General features: G+C 72.0%; 17 protein-coding genes and 1 tRNA gene. 12 read left to right on the forward strand and 6 right to left on the reverse strand.

Going from position 1 to position 16,979, the window contains the following annotated elements; all coding sequences use genetic code 11:
- The first annotated feature begins 20 nt into the window (after nucleotides 1-20).
- Nucleotides 21-971, forward strand: a complete 951-nt coding sequence (nudC, locus tag FYW95_RS15190) for an NAD(+) diphosphatase (RefSeq protein WP_159940482.1) — start codon at nucleotides 21-23, stop codon at nucleotides 969-971.
- 132 nt (nucleotides 972-1,103) lie between these two features.
- Here the strand turns inward: nudC and FYW95_RS15195 are convergent, their stop codons facing one another.
- Both FYW95_RS15195 and FYW95_RS15200 read right to left on the reverse strand, forming a co-directional pair.
- Nucleotides 1,104-1,532 (reverse strand): ANTAR domain-containing protein, encoded by a 429-nt coding sequence (locus FYW95_RS15195; RefSeq protein WP_159940484.1) that lies wholly within the window; start codon nucleotides 1,530-1,532, stop codon nucleotides 1,104-1,106.
- 135 nt (nucleotides 1,533-1,667) lie between these two features.
- Complete coding sequence (locus tag FYW95_RS15200; RefSeq protein WP_159940885.1) at nucleotides 1,668-1,928, reverse strand: mycoredoxin; 261 nt, start codon at nucleotides 1,926-1,928, stop codon at nucleotides 1,668-1,670.
- A gap of 253 nt (nucleotides 1,929-2,181) precedes the next feature.
- On the opposite strand from FYW95_RS15200, the gene FYW95_RS15205 reads away from it, so the two are divergent.
- The 6 genes from FYW95_RS15205 to FYW95_RS15230 all read left to right on the forward strand — a co-directional run bounded on the left by FYW95_RS15205 (nucleotide 2,182) and on the right by FYW95_RS15230 (nucleotide 7,426).
- On the forward strand, nucleotides 2,182-4,332 hold the full coding sequence (locus tag FYW95_RS15205) for an ATP-dependent DNA helicase UvrD2 (protein ID WP_159940486.1): 2,151 nt from the start codon (nucleotides 2,182-2,184) through the stop codon (nucleotides 4,330-4,332).
- Entirely contained in the window at nucleotides 4,329-5,240 is a 912-nt protein-coding gene (tesB, locus tag FYW95_RS15210; RefSeq protein WP_159940488.1) for an acyl-CoA thioesterase II, read from the forward strand. The genes FYW95_RS15205 and tesB overlap by 4 nt, the downstream gene beginning before the upstream one ends.
- Before the next feature lie 272 nt (nucleotides 5,241-5,512).
- Nucleotides 5,513-5,860 (forward strand): hypothetical protein, encoded by a 348-nt coding sequence (locus FYW95_RS15215; RefSeq protein WP_159940490.1) that lies wholly within the window; start codon nucleotides 5,513-5,515, stop codon nucleotides 5,858-5,860.
- Nucleotides 5,861-6,066: 206 nt separating this feature from the next.
- Complete coding sequence (locus FYW95_RS15220; protein WP_159940492.1) at nucleotides 6,067-6,345, forward strand: WhiB family transcriptional regulator; 279 nt, start codon at nucleotides 6,067-6,069, stop codon at nucleotides 6,343-6,345.
- A gap of 49 nt (nucleotides 6,346-6,394) precedes the next feature.
- On the forward strand, nucleotides 6,395-6,559 hold the full coding sequence (locus tag FYW95_RS15225; protein ID WP_159940494.1) for a hypothetical protein: 165 nt from the start codon (nucleotides 6,395-6,397) through the stop codon (nucleotides 6,557-6,559).
- A 300-nt stretch (nucleotides 6,560-6,859) separates the two neighbouring features.
- Nucleotides 6,860-7,426: a M48 metallopeptidase family protein gene (locus FYW95_RS15230; protein ID WP_159940496.1), complete on the forward strand. Its 567-nt coding sequence runs from the start codon at nucleotides 6,860-6,862 to the stop codon at nucleotides 7,424-7,426.
- A 20-nt stretch (nucleotides 7,427-7,446) separates the two neighbouring features.
- Here FYW95_RS15230 and FYW95_RS15235 read toward each other — a convergent pair whose 3' ends face one another.
- The 3 genes from FYW95_RS15235 to FYW95_RS15245 all read right to left on the reverse strand — a co-directional run bounded on the left by FYW95_RS15235 (nucleotide 7,447) and on the right by FYW95_RS15245 (nucleotide 9,765).
- Nucleotides 7,447-7,650, reverse strand: a complete 204-nt coding sequence (locus FYW95_RS15235; RefSeq protein ID WP_159940498.1) for a hypothetical protein — start codon at nucleotides 7,648-7,650, stop codon at nucleotides 7,447-7,449.
- 123 nt (nucleotides 7,651-7,773) lie between these two features.
- Entirely contained in the window at nucleotides 7,774-8,346 is a 573-nt protein-coding gene (locus FYW95_RS15240) for an NUDIX hydrolase (protein WP_159940500.1), read from the reverse strand.
- Nucleotides 8,347-9,765: a zinc-dependent metalloprotease gene (locus FYW95_RS15245; protein ID WP_159940502.1), complete on the reverse strand. Its 1,419-nt coding sequence runs from the start codon at nucleotides 9,763-9,765 to the stop codon at nucleotides 8,347-8,349.
- Between the two features lie 126 nt (nucleotides 9,766-9,891).
- Here FYW95_RS15245 and FYW95_RS15250 point away from each other — a divergent pair, with 126 nt between their 5' ends.
- The 3 genes from FYW95_RS15250 to FYW95_RS15260 all read left to right on the forward strand — a co-directional run bounded on the left by FYW95_RS15250 (nucleotide 9,892) and on the right by FYW95_RS15260 (nucleotide 12,677).
- A complete protein-coding gene (locus FYW95_RS15250; protein WP_370462351.1) occupies nucleotides 9,892-10,956 on the forward strand; it encodes an NAD-dependent epimerase/dehydratase family protein in 1,065 nt (354 codons plus the stop codon).
- A gap of 119 nt (nucleotides 10,957-11,075) precedes the next feature.
- The gene (locus FYW95_RS15255) at nucleotides 11,076-11,513 is read left to right on the forward strand and encodes a molybdenum cofactor biosynthesis protein MoaE (RefSeq protein WP_159940506.1); all 438 of its coding nucleotides are present in this window, start codon (nucleotides 11,076-11,078) and stop codon (nucleotides 11,511-11,513) included.
- A 102-nt stretch (nucleotides 11,514-11,615) separates the two neighbouring features.
- The gene (locus tag FYW95_RS15260; protein ID WP_159940508.1) at nucleotides 11,616-12,677 is read left to right on the forward strand and encodes a YlbL family protein; all 1,062 of its coding nucleotides are present in this window, start codon (nucleotides 11,616-11,618) and stop codon (nucleotides 12,675-12,677) included.
- 117 nt (nucleotides 12,678-12,794) lie between these two features.
- Here the strand turns inward: FYW95_RS15260 and FYW95_RS15265 are convergent, their stop codons facing one another.
- Nucleotides 12,795-13,316 (reverse strand): PPA1309 family protein, encoded by a 522-nt coding sequence (locus FYW95_RS15265; protein ID WP_236572193.1) that lies wholly within the window; start codon nucleotides 13,314-13,316, stop codon nucleotides 12,795-12,797.
- 252 nt (nucleotides 13,317-13,568) lie between these two features.
- Here FYW95_RS15265 and FYW95_RS15270 point away from each other — a divergent pair, with 252 nt between their 5' ends.
- Entirely contained in the window at nucleotides 13,569-16,553 is a 2,985-nt protein-coding gene (locus FYW95_RS15270) for a UPF0182 family membrane protein (protein ID WP_255459312.1), read from the forward strand.
- Between the two features lie 166 nt (nucleotides 16,554-16,719).
- A tRNA-Met gene (locus tag FYW95_RS15275) sits at nucleotides 16,720-16,796 on the forward strand.
- The last annotated feature ends 183 nt before the right edge of the window (nucleotides 16,797-16,979 follow it).

Consider the following 16,979-nt stretch of genomic DNA (forward strand, 5'->3'; position numbering starts at 1 on the left):
AGCCGACCCCGGAAGGACCCATGGACGCCGATCCGACCCCCCTGCTCTCCCGCTTCTCCGTCGACGCCGCCGCGCACCTGCGCCGCGACGAGGAATGGCTGGCCCGGGCGTGGGCCGACCCCGGCACCCGGGTCCTGGTGCTGGAGGGCGGCGACCCGGTCAGCTACGGCTGGCGGGCGATCATGGCCAAGCAGTCCCGCGCCCTGGTCACCACCGGCGACGACCCCCGCCTGGTGTTCGTCTCCCCCGGGGAGGCTCCCGAGGGGGAGCGCTACCTGCTCGGCAGCGACGGCGAGCGCGCCTACTTCGCGGTCCGCTCCTCCGGGGACCTGGCCCCCGCTCCCGGGGCGGAGCCCGCCTCCCTGCGGGAGGTCGGCGCCCTGCTGGACGACCGCGACACCGGCCTGATGACCCGGGCCGTGGCCCTGGCCAACTGGAACGCCACCCACGGGTTCTGCCCCCGCTGCGGTTCGACCACCAGTTCCGCCGCCGCCGGGCACGTGCGCGTGTGCGACCGGGAGGGCAGCGAGCAGTTCCCGCGCACGGACCCCGCGGTGATCATGCTGGTGCACCGCGAGCGCGACGGGCGCGAGGAGGTGCTGCTGGGCAACAACCCCCGGTGGCCCGCCCAGCGCTTCTCGGTCCTGGCCGGGTTCGTCGACGCCGGGGAGTCCCTGGAGCAGGCCGTGGTCCGCGAGGTCGCCGAGGAGGCCGGGATCGTGGTCGAGAGCCCGCGCTACCTGGCCTCGCAGCCCTGGCCGTTCCCGCGCAGCCTGATGGTGGGGTACACCGCGCGGGCCGTGGGGGAGACCGAGCGCACCGACGACGAGATCGCCGTCACCCGCTGGTTCACCCGCGCCGAACTCGCCGAGGCCGTGCACGCCGAGGAGGTCCTGCTGCCCGGCCGGGTGTCGATCGCACGCACCCTCATCGAGCACTGGTACGGAGCCGAGCTCCCCGGCAGCTGGTGAGCCCCGCCCGTGCGGGGGACGGTCCGCGCCGACGGCGGGGCGGACCGGGGGCCGTCGGGTGGCCGGGGTCCGTCCGCGTGGGCGGTGGGGTCGCCCGCGCCGGCGAAGGGCTCGCTCCGCTCCGCGGCGGGGTCAGCCCGTGCCGAGCTCGTCGGGCAGCACGGTCAGGGGGCTCGTGCTGCTCTCCACCACGTCCCGCGCCAGGTCGGCGACCTTGCGGCCGCGCGAGCGCGCCGAGGAGCGCAGCCGCTCGAAGGCCTCGCGGGGCGCCAGCGTGTGCCGCTCCGCCAGGACCCCGATCGCCTGCTCCACCACCACGCGCGAGTGCAGGGCGTGCTCCAGCTGGGTGATGGTGTGTCTCAGCCGCTCGACCTCCGAGGCCCCCTCGGGTGCGCGGCCGGGCGCCTGGGTGCGCGGCCGCGCACCCGACTCGCCGGCCAGCAGGTCGGCCAGGACCATGGCGCTCACCAGGTCCGGCACCTCCTCGGCGCCCTCCACGCGCCATCCCGTGGGGGTACGGCGGACCACCCCGGGGTCCACCGCCGTGTCACGAGGCCTCATGTCCTCCTCCAACTCCACACTCCCCGTCGTCATCGCCTCAGCCCTTTCCGGGCCGAGCGCCGTCGGAGGTGCACCGCCGAAGGCGGCGGGCCCCGCGGCGCGGGCCGCCGGTACCCCCGGCGGCCCGCGTCCGTCCTACGACAGCTCGGCCAGTTTCTGCTTCACCTGAGCGAGCGACGGGTTGGTCATCGCCGCTCCGTCACTGAAGACCACCGTGGGGACCGTCTGGTTCCCGCCGTTGACCCTCATCACGAGTTCCGCGGCCTCCGGGTGCTCCTCGATGTTCACCTCGCGGCCGGTGATGCCCTCGCGGGAGAGCTGGCTCTTGAGCCGCTTGCAGTAGCCGCACCACGGGGTGGTGTACATCGTGAACTGTTCGGTCGCCGAGCTCGTCATCTCGCTCACGTCCTCTTTCCGTCTGCGATCGTGGTTCGTGTCCGGACAGGTCAACACCGGGGGAGCCGGACCGCTTCCCGTGACCGCGCGACACAACGTGGGACGCCTCACAGGCCCAACTGGTTCTGGAATGTCGGATGTGCCACGTGACCTGCGCGCGGGCGGCCACGGCGGCGGATCCGCTCCCGGGAACGCCGGATACTTGAGAGACTGGGCCGCCAGACCCACCCGCCCCGACCGATGCAGGAGCACCATGGACCCCGACCGCGTCCTGGAGGGACTGGACCCGGAGCAGACCCAGGCGGCCCGCGCGCTGCGCGGTCCCGTGTGCGTCCTGGCGGGCGCCGGAACGGGCAAGACCCGCGCCATCACGCACCGCATCGCCTACGCGGTGGCCAGCGGGGTGGTCTCCGAGCAGCAGGTCCTCGCGGTGACCTTCACCACCCGCGCCGCCGGCGAGATGCGCGGCCGCCTGCGGAGCCTGGGCGCCCCCCGCGTGCAGGCCCGCACCTTCCACGCCGCGGCGCTGCGGCAGCTGTCCTTCTTCTGGCCGCAGGTGGTCGGAGGGGACAAACCCACCCTCATCGAGAGCAAGATCCAGGCCGTCTCGCGCGCCGCCCACTCCGTGGGCCTGCAGCCCGACCGCACCGGCCTGCGCGACCTGGCCAGCGAGATCGAGTGGGCCAAGGTCACCCAGGTGCGCCCCACCGACTACGACAAGGCCGTGGCCAAGGCCGGGCGCCAGCCCCCGCTGCCCGCCACCGAGGTGGCCCGGGTCTTCGAGGCCTACGAGGAGATCCGCCGCGAGCACAACCTGCTCGACTTCGAGTCCATGCTCGAACTCACGGCGGGCATGATCAACGAGTACCCCGACATCGCCCGGCGCGTGCGCGACCAGTACCGGTACTTCGTCGTCGACGAGTTCCAGGACGTCAACCCGCTCCAGCGGCTGCTGCTGGACGCCTGGCTCGGCGACCGCGACGACCTGTGCGTGGTCGGCGACCCCAGCCAGACCATCTACTCCTTCGCGGGCGCCACCCCCGGCTACCTCACCGGGTTCGCCGCCCGCTACCCGCACGCCACCGTGGTCGAACTGGTCCGCGACTACCGGTCCACCCCGCAGGTGGTGCGCGTGGCCAACCACGTCATCGCGCAGGCGCGCGGTTCCGCCGCCGCCCGGCACCTGACCCTCCAGGCTCAGCGACCCGACGGCCCCGACCCCATGTACCAGGAGTACGACGACGAGCTGGCCGAGGCCACCGGCGTGGCCCGCAAGATCAGCGTCCTGATGGAGGAGGGCACCCCGGCCAGCGAGATCGCGGTCCTGATGCGGACCAACTCCCAGTCGGCCGCCTACGAGCAGGCGCTGACCGACGAGGGCGTGCCGTTCACCGTGCGCGGCAGCGCGCGCTTCTTCGACCGGCCCGAGATCAAGCAGGCCGTGCACACCCTGCGCGGCGCCCGGCACGGCGCGGCGGGGGAGGAGCCCGAGCCCCTCGTACGCACGGTCCGCCAGCTCCTGGGCCAGCTCGGCCTGACCGAGACCGCCCCCGAGGGGCGCCAGGCCCGCGAGCGCTGGGAGTCGCTGTCCGCGCTCGCCCAGCTGGCCGAGGACATGGCGGCCGCGCCCCGCCCCGACGGCGGTGCGGCCACCGTCGCCGACTTCGTCGAGGAGCTGGAAGTGCGCATGGCCACCGAGCACGCCCCCGGCTTCGAGGGGGTGACCATCGCCTCCCTGCACGCCGCCAAGGGCCTGGAGTGGGACGCGGTCTTCCTGGTCGGCCTCACCGAGGGCATGATGCCGATCATCTACGCCGAGACCGACGAGCAGGTGGAGGAGGAGCGCCGCCTGTTCTACGTGGGGGTCACCCGGGCCCGCGAGCGGCTGATGATGTCGTGGTCCCTGGCCCGCTCGCCCGGAGGCCGCAAGTCCCGCAAACCCTCCCGGTTCCTGGACGGGCTCCGGCCCGCCTCCCCGTCCACGTCCAACCGGCGCGCCGAGCGGCGCAGGAACGGCGTGGCCCGCTGCCGGGTGTGCTCGACCGCCCTGACCGACGCGGCCGAGCGCAAGCTGGGCCGCTGCCTGGACTGCCCGTCCAGCTACGATGAGGCACTGCTGGAGCGGTTGCGCGACTGGCGGCGCGCGAGCGCGCAGGAGCAGAAGGTCCCCGCCTACGTCATCTTCACCGACGCGACGCTCCAGGCCATCGCCGAGCAGGAGCCCACCAGCCCGGCCCAGCTCTCGGCGGTGTCCGGTGTCGGGTCCGTGAAGCTCGATCGCTACGGTGAGGCGGTGATCGCGCTGGTGTCCGGCGCGGAGCCGGAGGAGGTCCTGGCCGCGCGGGACGGTGACGCGGGCACCGGAGCGGGCGGGGGCGCCGGGGAGGAAGCGGAGGAAGCATGAGCGAGAGCGTCGACGCCGAGATGCGGGGGCAGTCCCTCGCCGACCTGCTGACCGTGCTGGACCTGGAGCAGATCGAGGTCAACATCTTCCGGGGCAGCAGCCCGGAGGAGGGGCCGCAGCGGGTCTTCGGCGGCCAGGTCGCGGGTCAGGCGCTGGTCGCGGCCGGACGCACCGTTCCCCCCGACCGCCACGTGCACTCCCTGCACGCGTACTTCATCCGCCCGGGGGACCCCTCGGTGCCGATCGTCTACGAGGTCGACCGGGTCCGGGACGGGCGCTCGTTCACCACGCGGCGGGTGGTGGCCGTCCAGCACGGCAAGCCGATATTCACCCTGTCGGCCTCCTTCCACAAGGAGGAACCGGGCCTGGACCACCAGCTCCCGATGCCCGACGTGCCGCCGCCGGAGGATCTGCCGAGCACGCGCCAGCGCCTCCAGGAGGCCTTCGGCAGGGTGCCCGGGTTCGTGCGCTGGCACCCCATCGAGCTGCGCCCGGTCGGCCCGATGTCCTACGAGGCCGAGCGGGACCCGCGGCTGCGCACCGCCAACAACCCGGTGTGGCTGAAGGTGGACGGCAAGCTGCCCGACGACCGGCTCACCCACGTGTGCCTGATGACCTACGCCTCGGACATGACCCTGCTGGACACCGTGCTGCTGCGGCACGGCCGTTCCTTCGCGGGCATCTCCATGGCCAGCCTCGACCACGCGATGTGGTTCCACCGGCCCTTCCGCGCCGACGAGTGGCTGCTGTACGCGCAGGAGTCCCCGACCGCCCAGGGCGCGCGCGGCCTGGCGCGCGGGATGGTCTACACCCGCGACGGCGAACTCGTGTGCTCGGTGGTCCAGGAGGGGATGATCCGCGTGGTGGACGCCGAGGGCTGGTCCGACGCCCTGCCCGGCCCCCTGTAGGTGACGGCTGGCCCGCCCGCGCGGGCTTCGCGGCCGCCTGCCCGGGGCCTTCCGGACGCGGTCTTCTGAGTTCGCGGAACCAGCGGCGCGGTAACGCTCCCGGGAACGGTTCCATTCCCGCGAACCACTGGCCGGATGCGGACGTTTCCGCAGGTCAAAAATAGGTTGCTCTCTTTCTGTCCACACCCATAGTCTGTACACCGTCGCAATGACCGCTCCCGGCGCGGGTGAGAGATTCCCGCCGTCCGACTGTGAAGGAGGTGTCCGATCAGATGACCAGCATCACCACGAACCCCGGCTTCGCTGCTGACTTCGCCATGCTGCCGTCCCAGCTGTCCCTGACCGCTGCTTCGGGCACCGTCCCGTGCGGTCACCCGGGCGTCATCGCCTCGTCCGGCGAGTCCACCCCCGGCACCGGCATCGGTACCGGCGGCACCTGGGGAGCTTCCGGCTCCCGACGCCAGGTGTCCCGTGTCGAGCGCACCGGCGACGGCAGTGGTGTGCCCGCCACGCTTGAGCTCGCCCGTGATCGCGGCAAGCCCATGGCGGAACACGCAGAAGCTACCCACCAGCGCCTCTACGGCGCATCGGGGGAGTGTCCACGGAGGAATCCGGCCTAGGAGCAGGACAGGCCGAGAGTTTCGACCGTGGCCGCGGACCCCGACACAGGGGCCGCGGCTTTCTTTGTATCTCCGTCCGGTTCCTCGCCCCCCAGGGGCGGGGGAAGGACGGCGGCATCGCAAGTCCAGGTCCCTCACCGGACCGGTTCCGGTGACCCAACACCGACCGCGTTGTACGAAACGATCAAAGATCTTGGAGGGCACCGATGCTTGCGTCGGTCCTGGAAACGCCCTGGCTGTCCGACACCGAGGTTCCCTGCCGCCTGGAGCCCGACCTCTTCTTCGCCGAAGCCCCCGCCGACGTCGAAGCGGCCAAGGCCGTCTGCGGATCCTGCCCCGTCCGTGAGCAGTGCCTGGCCGACGCGCTGGACCGCGGTGAGCCGTGGGGCGTCTGGGGCGGGCAGCTGCTCGTCTCCGGCCAGATCGTGGCGCGCAAGCGCCCCCGGGGCCGCCCCCGGAAGAACCCCGCTCCGGTCGCGGCCTGAGCGGCCGGAAGAACCCCCGAACCCCTACGAACCCCGAAGGACCGAACGAGTGATGATGATGATGGAGATCATGCGCGTGGTCGAACAGATGGATGTCGAGACCCGGCGCGTCCAGGACAGGAAGCTCACCGCCCGCCAACTGCGGGCCCGCCAGCGCGAGGAGCGCCGCATGGAACAGGCGCTCATGGAAGTCGCGTGGTCACGCCTGTGTTGACGGGCCGTGCGGCGGGGCGGTTGACGGACCGCCCGGCGCCCTGAACCGATCCGGGCGGTGACCCTCCGAGGGGGGTCACCGCCCGGTCTCTTTTGTGCATCCAAAAGATCAACCCGGCGCCCTGAAATGCCCCGCAGTGGCCGGTCACACAGCCGAAAAACGCCGCTGGTCAGAGCGGAATGTGCTACGGGGCCGTATTTTTCGGCTACGTTCCGGGAGTCGGTGATCTGGTGAAAACAGTGACATAACCAGACAAGGGACACCTGTGCTGGAGCGCCTCGCTCGGCTACCGTAAAGTTCGTGCCCTCGAACACCAAAATCGAGGTTCGACGCAGTCCTCGTCGTCGGCGCACCGTGTCGGCCTACCGGGACGGGGACACCACGGTCGTCCTCGTGCCCGCGACGTTCTCCCGCGCAGAGGAAAAGCGCTGGGTGGGCCGGATGCTGCAACGACTGGAGGCCCGCGAGGGGCGCCGCCGCCCCGGCGACCGGGAACTGCACGAGCGGGCGGTGGAACTGGCCCGGCGCTACCTGGGCGGTACCGAACTGCCCGACAGCGTGCGGTGGGTGGACAACCAGAACTCCCGTTGGGGCTCCTGCACCCCCGACACCCGGGCGATCCGCATCTCCCGCCGCGTGGCCGGAATGCCCTCCTGGGTGGTCGACTACGTCCTCATCCACGAACTCGCGCACCTGTTCATCCCGCACCACGGCCCGGAGTTCTGGGACCTGGTCCGCCGCTACCCCAAGGCCGAACGCGCCCGCGGGTACCTGGAGGGCTTCAGCGCCGGTTCCCGCGCCGAGCCCTGCGACCCGGCCGAGGACGACGAGGAGCTCGACACCTCCGAGGTCGCCTTCGAGGAGTGAGGGTCCGGCCGCGCACGGGGCTACTCCACGGGTCTGACCGCGCGCTCGTCGGACTCCGTGTACCCCCCGCGGGGTATGCCCGCCGTCGGCCCTCCCGGCTCCGGGGTGAGCAGGGTCCACTCCTCCTCGTACCCGGTGTTCCCCGGGCCGGATACGTCGCCGGGCCGGGCGAGGAAGAGCACCGCGGCCGCCACGGCGGTGACGAAGACCAGTGTCAGTACCACCAGGCCCAAGGGAGGGCGCCGGCCGTCCGGGGACACGGACATGGCGCTCCCGGCGGTGGGGGGTCGTCTGGACGTACCGCGAGCCTACCTCCCCACGCGTGGGCTGCTCCGCGGTGCCGGACCTCAGGCCCCGGCGGTGCGCGCGGTCGCCAGGTGCCCGGCCACCGCCCGCGCGGCGGCGCGGATCAGGGCGCGGCAGGCGTCGTCGGAGGGCTCGGGCGGAGCGTCGACCGGGAACCAGCCGAGGTCGGCCGACTCGTCGGGGTCGCGCACCAGCGCGGCGCCCTCGGGTGCGATCGCGGCGTACTGCACGTCCAGGTGGAAGCTGCCGCCGCCGCAGGGCACGGCGTGCCGGTCCAGGCGCACGGGCTGGGGGAGCAGCGTGATCCCCTCGATACCCGACTCCTCGGTGGCCTCACGCAGGGCGGCCCCGGCCAGGGTGGTGTCCTCCGGCTCGCAGTGCCCGCCGGTCTGCAGCCACATCCCGTGGATCCGGTGCAGGGTGAGCGCCACCCGCGAGCCGTCCGAGGACAGGACCGCCGTGCTGGCGGTCACGTGGCCGGGCAGGCAGCCGCGCCACATGCCGTCCGGGTGGCCGTCCAGGTGGGCGAGGTAGGAGCGGCGCAGCTCCTCCTGCCTGGCGTCGGGCGCGGTCCACGCGTCCAGGACCGCCCGGGCGTCGGCGTGCAGTGACACCTAGGCGTCCTCTCCTCGGCCGGTGCCCGGCTCGTCGTCCCCGGGCTCCTCGTCCTTCTTCTGGCCGGGGGCCTCCTCGGTCAGCGAGGAGATGTCGAAGTCGACCGACTCCGACCCGCGCACGAAGGCGTCCGGGTCGTCCAGGTCCTCGCCGGTGGGCATCAGGTCCGGGTGCTGCCACACGGCGTCGCGGCCCTCGACCCCGCGCGCCTCCTCCAGGGCCGACCACAGCGCGGACGCCTCGCGCAGGCGGCGCGGGCGCAGCTCCAGGCCCACCAGGGCGGCGAAGGTGTGCTCGGCGGGACCGCCGGTGGCCCGGCGCCGCCGGGTCGCCTCGGCCAGGGCGTCGGCCTGCGGCAGCCGCTGGGAGACCGCGGACGAGACCACGGTGGACACCCAGCCCTCGATCAGCGCCAGGGTGGTCTCCAGCCTGCCCAGGGCCGCCTTCTGCTGCGGGGTGTCCTCGGGCTGGAACAGCCCCTCGCCCCCGGCGCCGCCCAGGACCTCCTGGAGCGCCTCGGGGTTGGTGAGGTCGATCTCACCCAGGCGGTCCTCCAGTCCGCTGACGTCGAACGACATGCCGTCCGCGTACTCGTGGACCAGCCGGGACACGTGCGATCGCAGCCAGGGCACGTGCGAGTAGAGCCGGTGCACGGCCGCCTCGCGCGCGGCCAGGTACAGCCGCACCTCTTCCCGGGGGACCTCCAGGCCCTCGCTGAAGCGCTCCACACCCGAGGGCAGCAGCGCGGCGTGGCCCTCACCGGCCAACGGCAGCCCGATGTCGGTGCTGCCGACCACCTCGCGTGAGAGCTCGCCGATGGCCTGGCCCGCCTGGCGGACGACCATCATGCCGCCCATCTGCTGGATCATGCCCAGCAGCGGGCCCGCGACGGAGCGCATCTCCTCGGGCAGGTTCTGCCCCATGGACTGGACGGTCCTGCTGGTCAGCGGGTCGCACAGCTGCTTCCAGGACTCCATGGTCCGCTCGATCCACTCCGACCGGCTCCAGGCCTGGGCGGTGTGGACCCCCGAGGGCAGGTCGGTAGCCTGGTCGAGCCACAGGTCGGCGAGGCGCAGGGCCTCCTCCACCTTGGCGTAGTCGGACACCGGAACGCTCGGGTCGCCCTGCTGGGCGACCAACTGGCGTGCGACGTCCCTGGCCATCTCCCAGTTCATCCCCGACGACGGCGGCGCCTGGCCGCCGGTCGCGGGACCGGGCTGGGCCGACATCATGTCGGCGAACTGACGCAGCATGTTGGCCATCTGCTGCGGGTCGCCGAACGGGAAGCCGTCCGGCATTCCGGGACCCCCTCCGCCCGGGCCGCCGCTGCCGGCACCCGAGCCGGAGTCGCCAGAGCGGCGTCCGGACTCGTCATCGGGATCGTTCGGCATGCTGAAACCGAAAGGCAGGTCGCTCACTATCAGACCTCAGGCAGGATTAGGTTTGGTCTCCACTGTCACGTTAGCTGGGAGTCGCCCGGAGTGAATACCGAAAGCAGCCAGGTTCGCCCAGAGCACAGCCCGCGGGGTGGAGCGGGCGGTGTCATCGCTGTCACCGGTGCCGCCTCCGGCGTGGGCCGACTCCTCGTGCAACGCCTGGCCACGCCGGAAGGTTCCGCGGCCCCCCGCGAGGTCGTGGCCATCGACGACGAGTTCGCCGACCTGCGCGGTGTCACCTGGCGGATCGGAGACGTCTGCGACCCGGGCCTGGTCTCCCGGCTGGACGGGGTGGACGTGCTCGTGCACACCGCCGACGACCGCTCCCTGCAGACCCGGCCCGCGCGCCGCCGGGCGCACAACATCCGCGCGGCCCAGACAGTCCTGACCGCCGCGGCCGCCTCGGGGGTGCCGCGCGTCCTCCTCGTCACCAGCACCATGGTCTACGGCGCGGCGCCGGACAACCCCGTGCCCCTCGCCGAGGACGCTCCGCGCGTGTCCGACAACAGCGAGGGACTCATGGGCGACTTCGCCGAGATCGAGGCCCTGGCCGAGCGCGCCCGCCGCGCCCACCCGAGCCTGCGCGTGACGGTCGTGCGCCCGGCACCCCTGGTGGGGCCCGGACTGGACACCCTGCTCAGCCGGCACTTCTCCGCCCCCCGCCTGCTCACCGTCAAGGGGCACGAGCAGCACTGGCAGTTCTGCCACGAGGACGACCTGGCCAGCGCCCTGGCCTTCTGCGCCGTGCACGGGGTGGACGGGCCCACCGGCGTGGTCGCGGTGGGCGGGGAGGGCTCCCTCTCCCAGGGCGAGGTGGAGCGCATCACCGGGATGAAGCACTTCGAGGTGCCCGCCAACCTGGCCTTCGGCGCGGTCCGCCGCCTGCACCAGGCGCGGATCACCCCGGCGGCGGAGGGGGAGCTCAAGTTCCTCGTCTACCCCTGCGTGGTGGACTGCTCGGTCCTGCGCGAGGCCGGGTGGAAGCCCGGCCACGACAACGAGGCCTCCCTCGCCGCCCTCCTGGAGTCCCGGAGCGGCAAGCCCGCGCTGGTGGGCCGCAGCCTGGGCCGCAAGGAGGTCACCATCACCGCGGCCGGTGCCGCGGGCGCCGCCGCGGCGGCCATCGGTACCGCCGCGGCCATCCGGCACCTGCGCAGGCGCAAGGGCGGGTGACCCCGCCGCGCACACGAGGGGCGACGGCGCGCGCACGCGGGGCGACGGCACATGCGCGTGCGGAGGAACGAGCACGTCCGTTCCGACATGGGGCGACGTCGGGTTGGTACCTTCGTAACGTGGAAGAGATCACTCTCGCGTCCGTACGCGACACTCCCCTTTCGGTGGACGAGGTCCTCGCCGCGGTCTCCGACCCGCGCGCGGGCGGCACGGCGGTGTTCATCGGTACCGTCCGCGACCACGACCACGGCCGTGACGTCGCCCGACTCGCCTACTCGGCGCACCCGACCGTGGAGGCCCAGCTGCGGGTCGTCATGGAGAAGGTGCTCAGCGACACCTCCGTACCGGGCCGCCCCGTGGTCCGGATGGCCGCGGTGCACCGGGTCGGCCAGCTGGAGATCGGCGACATCGCCGTGGTCGTGGCCGCGGCGGCCGAGCACCGGCAGGAGGCCTTCGAGGCCTGCCGCCGCCTCATCGACGACCTCAAGGCCCAGGTGCCGATCTGGAAGCAGCAGGACTTCGAGGACGGCCGCAGCGAGTGGGTGGGCGCTCCCTGAGCGCACGGCGCGGCGTCGGAGCGGGCGCCGCGCGCACTCGGTGAAGGGGCGCTCCCCGGGCGCGCGGGACGGCAATAGGCTGTGCGCATGCTTCGTCGTGTCATGACACTCGTTGTCGCCCTCGTCCTCCTCGCGGGGCTCGTGGTCGGCAGCCTCTTCCTGCCCGTCCCCTACCTGGTGGCCGCGCCGGGCCTCACAGTGAACACGCTCGGGGAGGTCCAGGAGGGCCCGGTCATCGAGATCGAGGGCGCGCGGAGCTACGAGCACGACGGCTCGCTGTCCATGGTCACCGTGCAGTACGCCGGAGGCCCCCAGCGCCGGATGGACTTCCTCACGGTGGTCACCGCCTGGCTCTCGCCGACCCAGGCCGTCATGCCCGAGGAGCTGCTCTTCCCGGCCGGGCGCACGCCCGAGGAGGTCAGCGAGCGCCAGAGCGTGCAGATGAACGACTCCCAGACCGACGCCACCGCCGCCGCGCTCAACCAGCTGGGCATGGAGTACGAGGCCCGCCCCGTGGTCACCGGCGCCATGGAGGGCCGGCCAGCGGAGGGACTGCTGCGCGAGGACGACGTCATCGTGGCCGTGGACGGCGTGGCCGTGCCCACCCGGGGGGGAGACGACCCCGAGGCCCTCGTCGGCAGCGCCGCCGTCGTGCAGATGGTCGGCGACCGCGAGCCCGGCGCACCGGTCGAGCTCACCCTGGAGCGCGACGGCGAGACCGTCGAGGTGGAGGTCACCACCGACGAGGGCGAGGGCGGCCGGGCGGCGGTGGGCGTGTACGTCGCCGACCGGATGGACTTCCCCGTGGACGTCGAGATCACCGTCGGCGAGATCGGCGGGCCCAGCGCGGGCATGATGTTCGCGCTCGGCATCATGGACCGGCTCAGCGAGGAGGGGCTGACCGGCGGGGCGGAGGTCGCCGGTTCCGGCACCATCACCTCCGACGGGCGGGTCGGCGGGGTCAGCGGCATCCCGCAGAAGATGGTCAGCGCCCACCGCGACGGGGCCGAGTACTTCTTCGTGGCGGCCGAGAGCTGCTCCCAGGTGTCGCAGTCCGCCGCCCGTGAGGAGTTGGAGGTGGTGCGGATCGAGACCCTCACCGACGCGGTCGAGGCCCTGGAGACCATCCGCACCGGCGAGGGGGAGCTGCCCCGCTGCGAGTAGGCGGTGCCCGCTCCGCGCGCGGCCTTCCCCCGGGAGCCCCGAGACGCGCGAAGCCAGCCGGGCGCCCGTGCCCGCTTCGGACCTCCGCTGCGGCCCGCGCCTTCCGGCGGGGCGTGCTCAGCCCTCCTCCGGCTCCTCCTCCAGGTCCAGGGTCAGCGCCAGCGCGGAGGTCAGAGCCGGGACCAGGTCCGCGCCGCTGAGCACCTCGGACTCGCTGTCGTGGCTGCGCATCCGCATCGCGCAGTGCCGCGAGCCGTCGCGCAGCACACCGGCGACCATGCGGATCTCCTCGGTCTCCCGGCCGGAGGCGCTCGGGTCCTCGCCCGGGGCCAGCGTCTCGTCCGAGCCCTTCACCACCAGACGCTCCATCACCAGGGCGCAACCGACCACGCCCTCCGGCCACAGGATGCGCCCCAGCGCCTCCTCCAGCGGGAGGTCGTCCGGCAGGTGCTCCTGCTCGACGGGGGTCAACTCGTCCTCGTCCTCGGGGGAGGCGATCCCCAGCAGGTCGGCCAGCCCGGGCTCCGCCCTGAGCAGTTCGACCGTGGGCACCAGGGCGTAGAGCCCGAGCGGCTGGTCCCACCCCTGCTTCGCGGCGTGGCGTTCGAGGTCCATAACAGCTTCGCGAATGTTCGACACGTTTCCATACTGACCGATGCCGAAGCCCCGCCGCTCCGCTTCCGGGGCAGTAGGGTCACGGGGTGGTCCCGGATGCCGCTCCGATACGGCAACGATGCAGCCTTGTCATCCGTGAGAGGGCGGTTTCGGGAACCCGACGGCAACCGTTTAAGTTCTCAGTAATAGAGCGCCACACGCGCACCGTTACGCACCAACCAAGCCAACCGAGGGGGAGGCGTGAGCTTCCGATCGCCCGGCGCACCACCTGCGCGTATGCCTCGCCGATCAAGGTTGCTCGCGCCAGTCGCGGCGACCGTGGTCGTGATCATCGCGGGGCTGATGCTCGCCGCGAACTTCTGGACCGACTACAAGTGGTTCGGCTCCACCGGTTACACATCGGTCTTCCTGACCCAGCTGTGGACCCGCGTGCTGCTGTTCGCCGTCGCCGGCCTGGTCATGGCCGTCATCGTCGGCGCGAGCATCTTCTTCGCCTACCGCTCCCGGCCCGGTGTCCGGCCGATGAGCCTGGAACAGCAGGGCCTGGACCGCTACCGCCAGTCCATCGACCCGCACCGCAAACTGTTCTTCTGGATCGCCGTGGGCGCCCTCGCCCTCCTGGCCGGAGCCGCGGCCAGCGGTGACTGGCGTTCCTACCTGCAGTTCATGAACAGCGTCGAGTTCGGGGTCAACGACCCCGAGTTCGGCATGGACGTCGCCTTCTTCGCGTTCACCTACCCGTTCCTGCGCATCCTGCTCGGCTACGTGTACGCGGCCGTCATCCTGGCCTTCATCGCCGCGGTGATCGTGCACTACCTGTACGGCGGCGTCCGCCTGCAGAACGACTCCGGCCAGCGCGCCACCCCCGCGGCCCGCGTGCACCTGTCGGTGCTGCTGGGCCTGTTCGTGCTGCTGCGCGCCGGCTCCTACTGGCTGGACCGCTACGGCCTGGTCTTCTCCGAGCGCGGCTACACCTTCGGCGCCTCGTACACCGACGTGAACGCGGTCAAGACCGCGCTGCTGATCCTCACGGTCATCTCGGTCATCTGCGCCGTGCTGTTCTTCGCCAACATCTACTTCAAGAACACCATGGTCCCCATGGCCAGCCTCGGTCTGCTGCTGCTGTCCGCGGTACTGGTCGGCGTCGCCTACCCCGAGATCGTCCAGCGCTTCCAGGTCAGCCCGAACGAGCAGCGCCTGGAGAGCCCCTACATCGAGCGCAACATCGAGTACACGCGCCAGGCCTACGACATCGCCGACGCCGAGGTGCAGGCCTACGACGCCACCACCGAGCTCAGCGCGCAGGACCTGGTGGAGGAGTCCCAGGGCACCACGGTGCGCCTGGCCGACCCCTCCGTGGTCTCGCAGACCTTCCAGCAGATGCAGCAGGTCCGCGGCTTCTACCAGTTCCCCGACGTGCTGGAGGTCGACCGCTACCCGGACTCCGAGGGCAACCTGATCGACACGATCGTGGCCGTCCGAGAGCTGGACGGACCCCCCTCGGACCAGAACAACTGGCTCAACCGGCACCTGATCTACACCCACGGCTACGGCATGGTCGCCGCCGCGGGCACCCAGATCGACGCCGAGGGCCGACCGGTCTTCACCGAGTACAACATCCCGCCGCGCGGTGAGCTGAGCGACGTGGTCGGCGAGTACGAGCCGCGCGTCTACTACGGCCGCGAGGGCGCGGACTACGTCATCGTCCAGGCGGAGGAGGAGTACGACTACCCCCTCGACGCCGAGGACACCACCGAGGACGTCCCCACCCCGGAGGACGCCGTCGACCCCGAGATCAGCCCGAGCCCGGACGAGGCGCGGGCCCCGGCCGACGCCGAGCAGCAGTCGGCCGACGAGGAGAACGCCGAGCAGACCGACGGCGGGGCCCCGACCGAGGAGGGCACCGAGGAGAGCGGCGGCTCGCAGGCCTACAACCGCTACGAGGGCAGCGGGGGCGTGCAGCTCAGCGGCTTCTTCGACCGGATCCTGTACGCGATCAAGTACCAGGAACCGAACATCCTGCTCAACAGCGCCATCAACAGCGACTCGCGCATCCTCTACGAGCGCGACCCGCTGAACCGCGTGGAGAAGGTCGCCCCGTTCCTGACCGTGGACAGCCGCCCCTACCCGGCGGTCGTCGACGGCAAGATCGTGTGGATCGTGGACGCCTACACCACCTCCAACGGCTACCCGTACGCGAACCGGATCGACTTCACCCAGGCGGTGACCGACACCTTCACCGACGGCGCCATCCAGCAGGTCGGCGCGATCCCGGGCAACGAGGTCAACTACATCCGGAACTCGGTGAAGGCCACCGTCGACGCCTACGACGGCACCGTCACCCTGTACGCCTGGGACGAGGAGGACCCCGTCCTGCGGACCTGGATGGGCGCCTTCCCCGGGGTCGTCCAGGACAAGGACCAGATGAGCGACGAGCTCGTCGACCACCTGCGCTACCCGGACGACCTGTTCAAGGTGCAGCGCGAGATCATGCGCCAGTACCACGTGACCGACGCCGCCGCCTACTACGGCGGTCAGGACTTCTGGACCATTCCCACGGACCCGACCGGGGGGACCGACAACCCCGAGCCGCCCTACCGCCAGACCATCCACTACCCGGGCGAAGAAGAGGCCACCTTCTCGCTGACCAGCACGTTCGTGCCCCGGGGGAGGGAGAACCTGGCGGCCTTCATGGCGGTGGACAGCGACCCGCGCTCGGAGGACTACGGCAAGCTCAAGCTGCTGGAGCTGCCCCGGAGCACGGTGATCTTCGGCCCCGGCCAGGTGCAGAACGCCTTCGACGCCGACGCCGACGTCCGCGAGGTGCTGCTGCCGCTGGAGCAGTCCAACGCCGAGGTGACGCGGGGCAACCTGCTCACGCTGCCGTTCGCGGGCGGCCTGCTCTACGTCGAGCCGCTGTACGTGCAGGCCGGCGGCGGCGGAGCCGCCTCCTTCCCGCTGCTGCAGCAGGTCATGGTCGGCTTCGGCGAGGAGGTCGCGATCGGCAACAACCTGCCGGACGCGCTCAGCAACCTCTTCGACGGGGAGGCCGTGGCCCCCGAGGAGACTCCGGAGGAGACCCCGCAGGAGCCCGAGGAGGAGGCCGGGGCCGGCGACCAGGAGGGCGGCGGTGACCAGGACCTCACCGACGCGCTCAACGAGGCCGTCGAGGCCTGGGAGGAGGCCCAGGAGTCGAACCAGGAGGCCAACGACCGCCTGCGTGAGGCCCTGGAGGCCCTCGAGGAGCAGATGAACGAGTAGTCCGGCGTTCACGGCGCGGGGCGGGCGGGGCCGGGCCGGTCCCGCCCGCCCGTGCTCCGGGCCCCTCGTGCCCGCCTCCCCCGCCCGCGCGTGAGGCGGGCACACCGGGTGCCAGCCCGTTGATTTGGGTTCCCGTGGAAAGCGCGCTACTCTGGAGACACAACGACGCGGGGTGGAGCAGTTCGGTAGCTCGCTGGGCTCATAACCCAGAGGTCGCAGGTTCAAATCCTGTCCCCGCTACCAGACCCGGACCCGGGAGAAATCCCGGGTCCGTTGGTTTTGGCCATTTTCCCCGGCCGTATGGACGCCTTTCCCGCGTTCGGACGGCCGGAGCGGGGCTCCGGCCCTGGTAGGGTGGCTGAGGACGGTCCGGGAAACCGGCGGTCCACAGGGGAGACGCTCTCCGATTATTCTTCGGAATAACCG

Source organism: Nocardiopsis sp. FR4 (genome assembly GCF_009830945.1).
Classification (GTDB): domain Bacteria; phylum Actinomycetota; class Actinomycetes; order Streptosporangiales; family Streptosporangiaceae; genus Nocardiopsis.

What these genes read in the sequence shown, in the direction of transcription:
- FYW95_RS15270 (WP_255459312.1), top strand. Translation starts at nt 13,569, where the DNA reads ATGCCTCGCCGATCAAGGTTGCTCGCGCCAGTCGCGGCGACCGTGGTC.
- FYW95_RS15215 (WP_159940490.1), top strand. Translation starts at nt 5,513, where the DNA reads ATGACCAGCATCACCACGAACCCCGGCTTCGCTGCTGACTTCGCCATG.
- FYW95_RS15195 (WP_159940484.1), bottom strand. Translation starts at nt 1,532, where the DNA reads ATGAGGCCTCGTGACACGGCGGTGGACCCCGGGGTGGTCCGCCGTACC.
- FYW95_RS15260 (WP_159940508.1), top strand. Translation starts at nt 11,616, where the DNA reads ATGACACTCGTTGTCGCCCTCGTCCTCCTCGCGGGGCTCGTGGTCGGC.
- FYW95_RS15220 (WP_159940492.1), top strand. Translation starts at nt 6,067, where the DNA reads ATGCTTGCGTCGGTCCTGGAAACGCCCTGGCTGTCCGACACCGAGGTT.
- nudC (WP_159940482.1), top strand. Translation starts at nt 21, where the DNA reads ATGGACGCCGATCCGACCCCCCTGCTCTCCCGCTTCTCCGTCGACGCC.
- FYW95_RS15200 (WP_159940885.1), bottom strand. Translation starts at nt 1,928, where the DNA reads ATGACGAGCTCGGCGACCGAACAGTTCACGATGTACACCACCCCGTGG.
- FYW95_RS15205 (WP_159940486.1), top strand. Translation starts at nt 2,182, where the DNA reads ATGGACCCCGACCGCGTCCTGGAGGGACTGGACCCGGAGCAGACCCAG.
- tesB (WP_159940488.1), top strand. Translation starts at nt 4,329, where the DNA reads ATGAGCGAGAGCGTCGACGCCGAGATGCGGGGGCAGTCCCTCGCCGAC.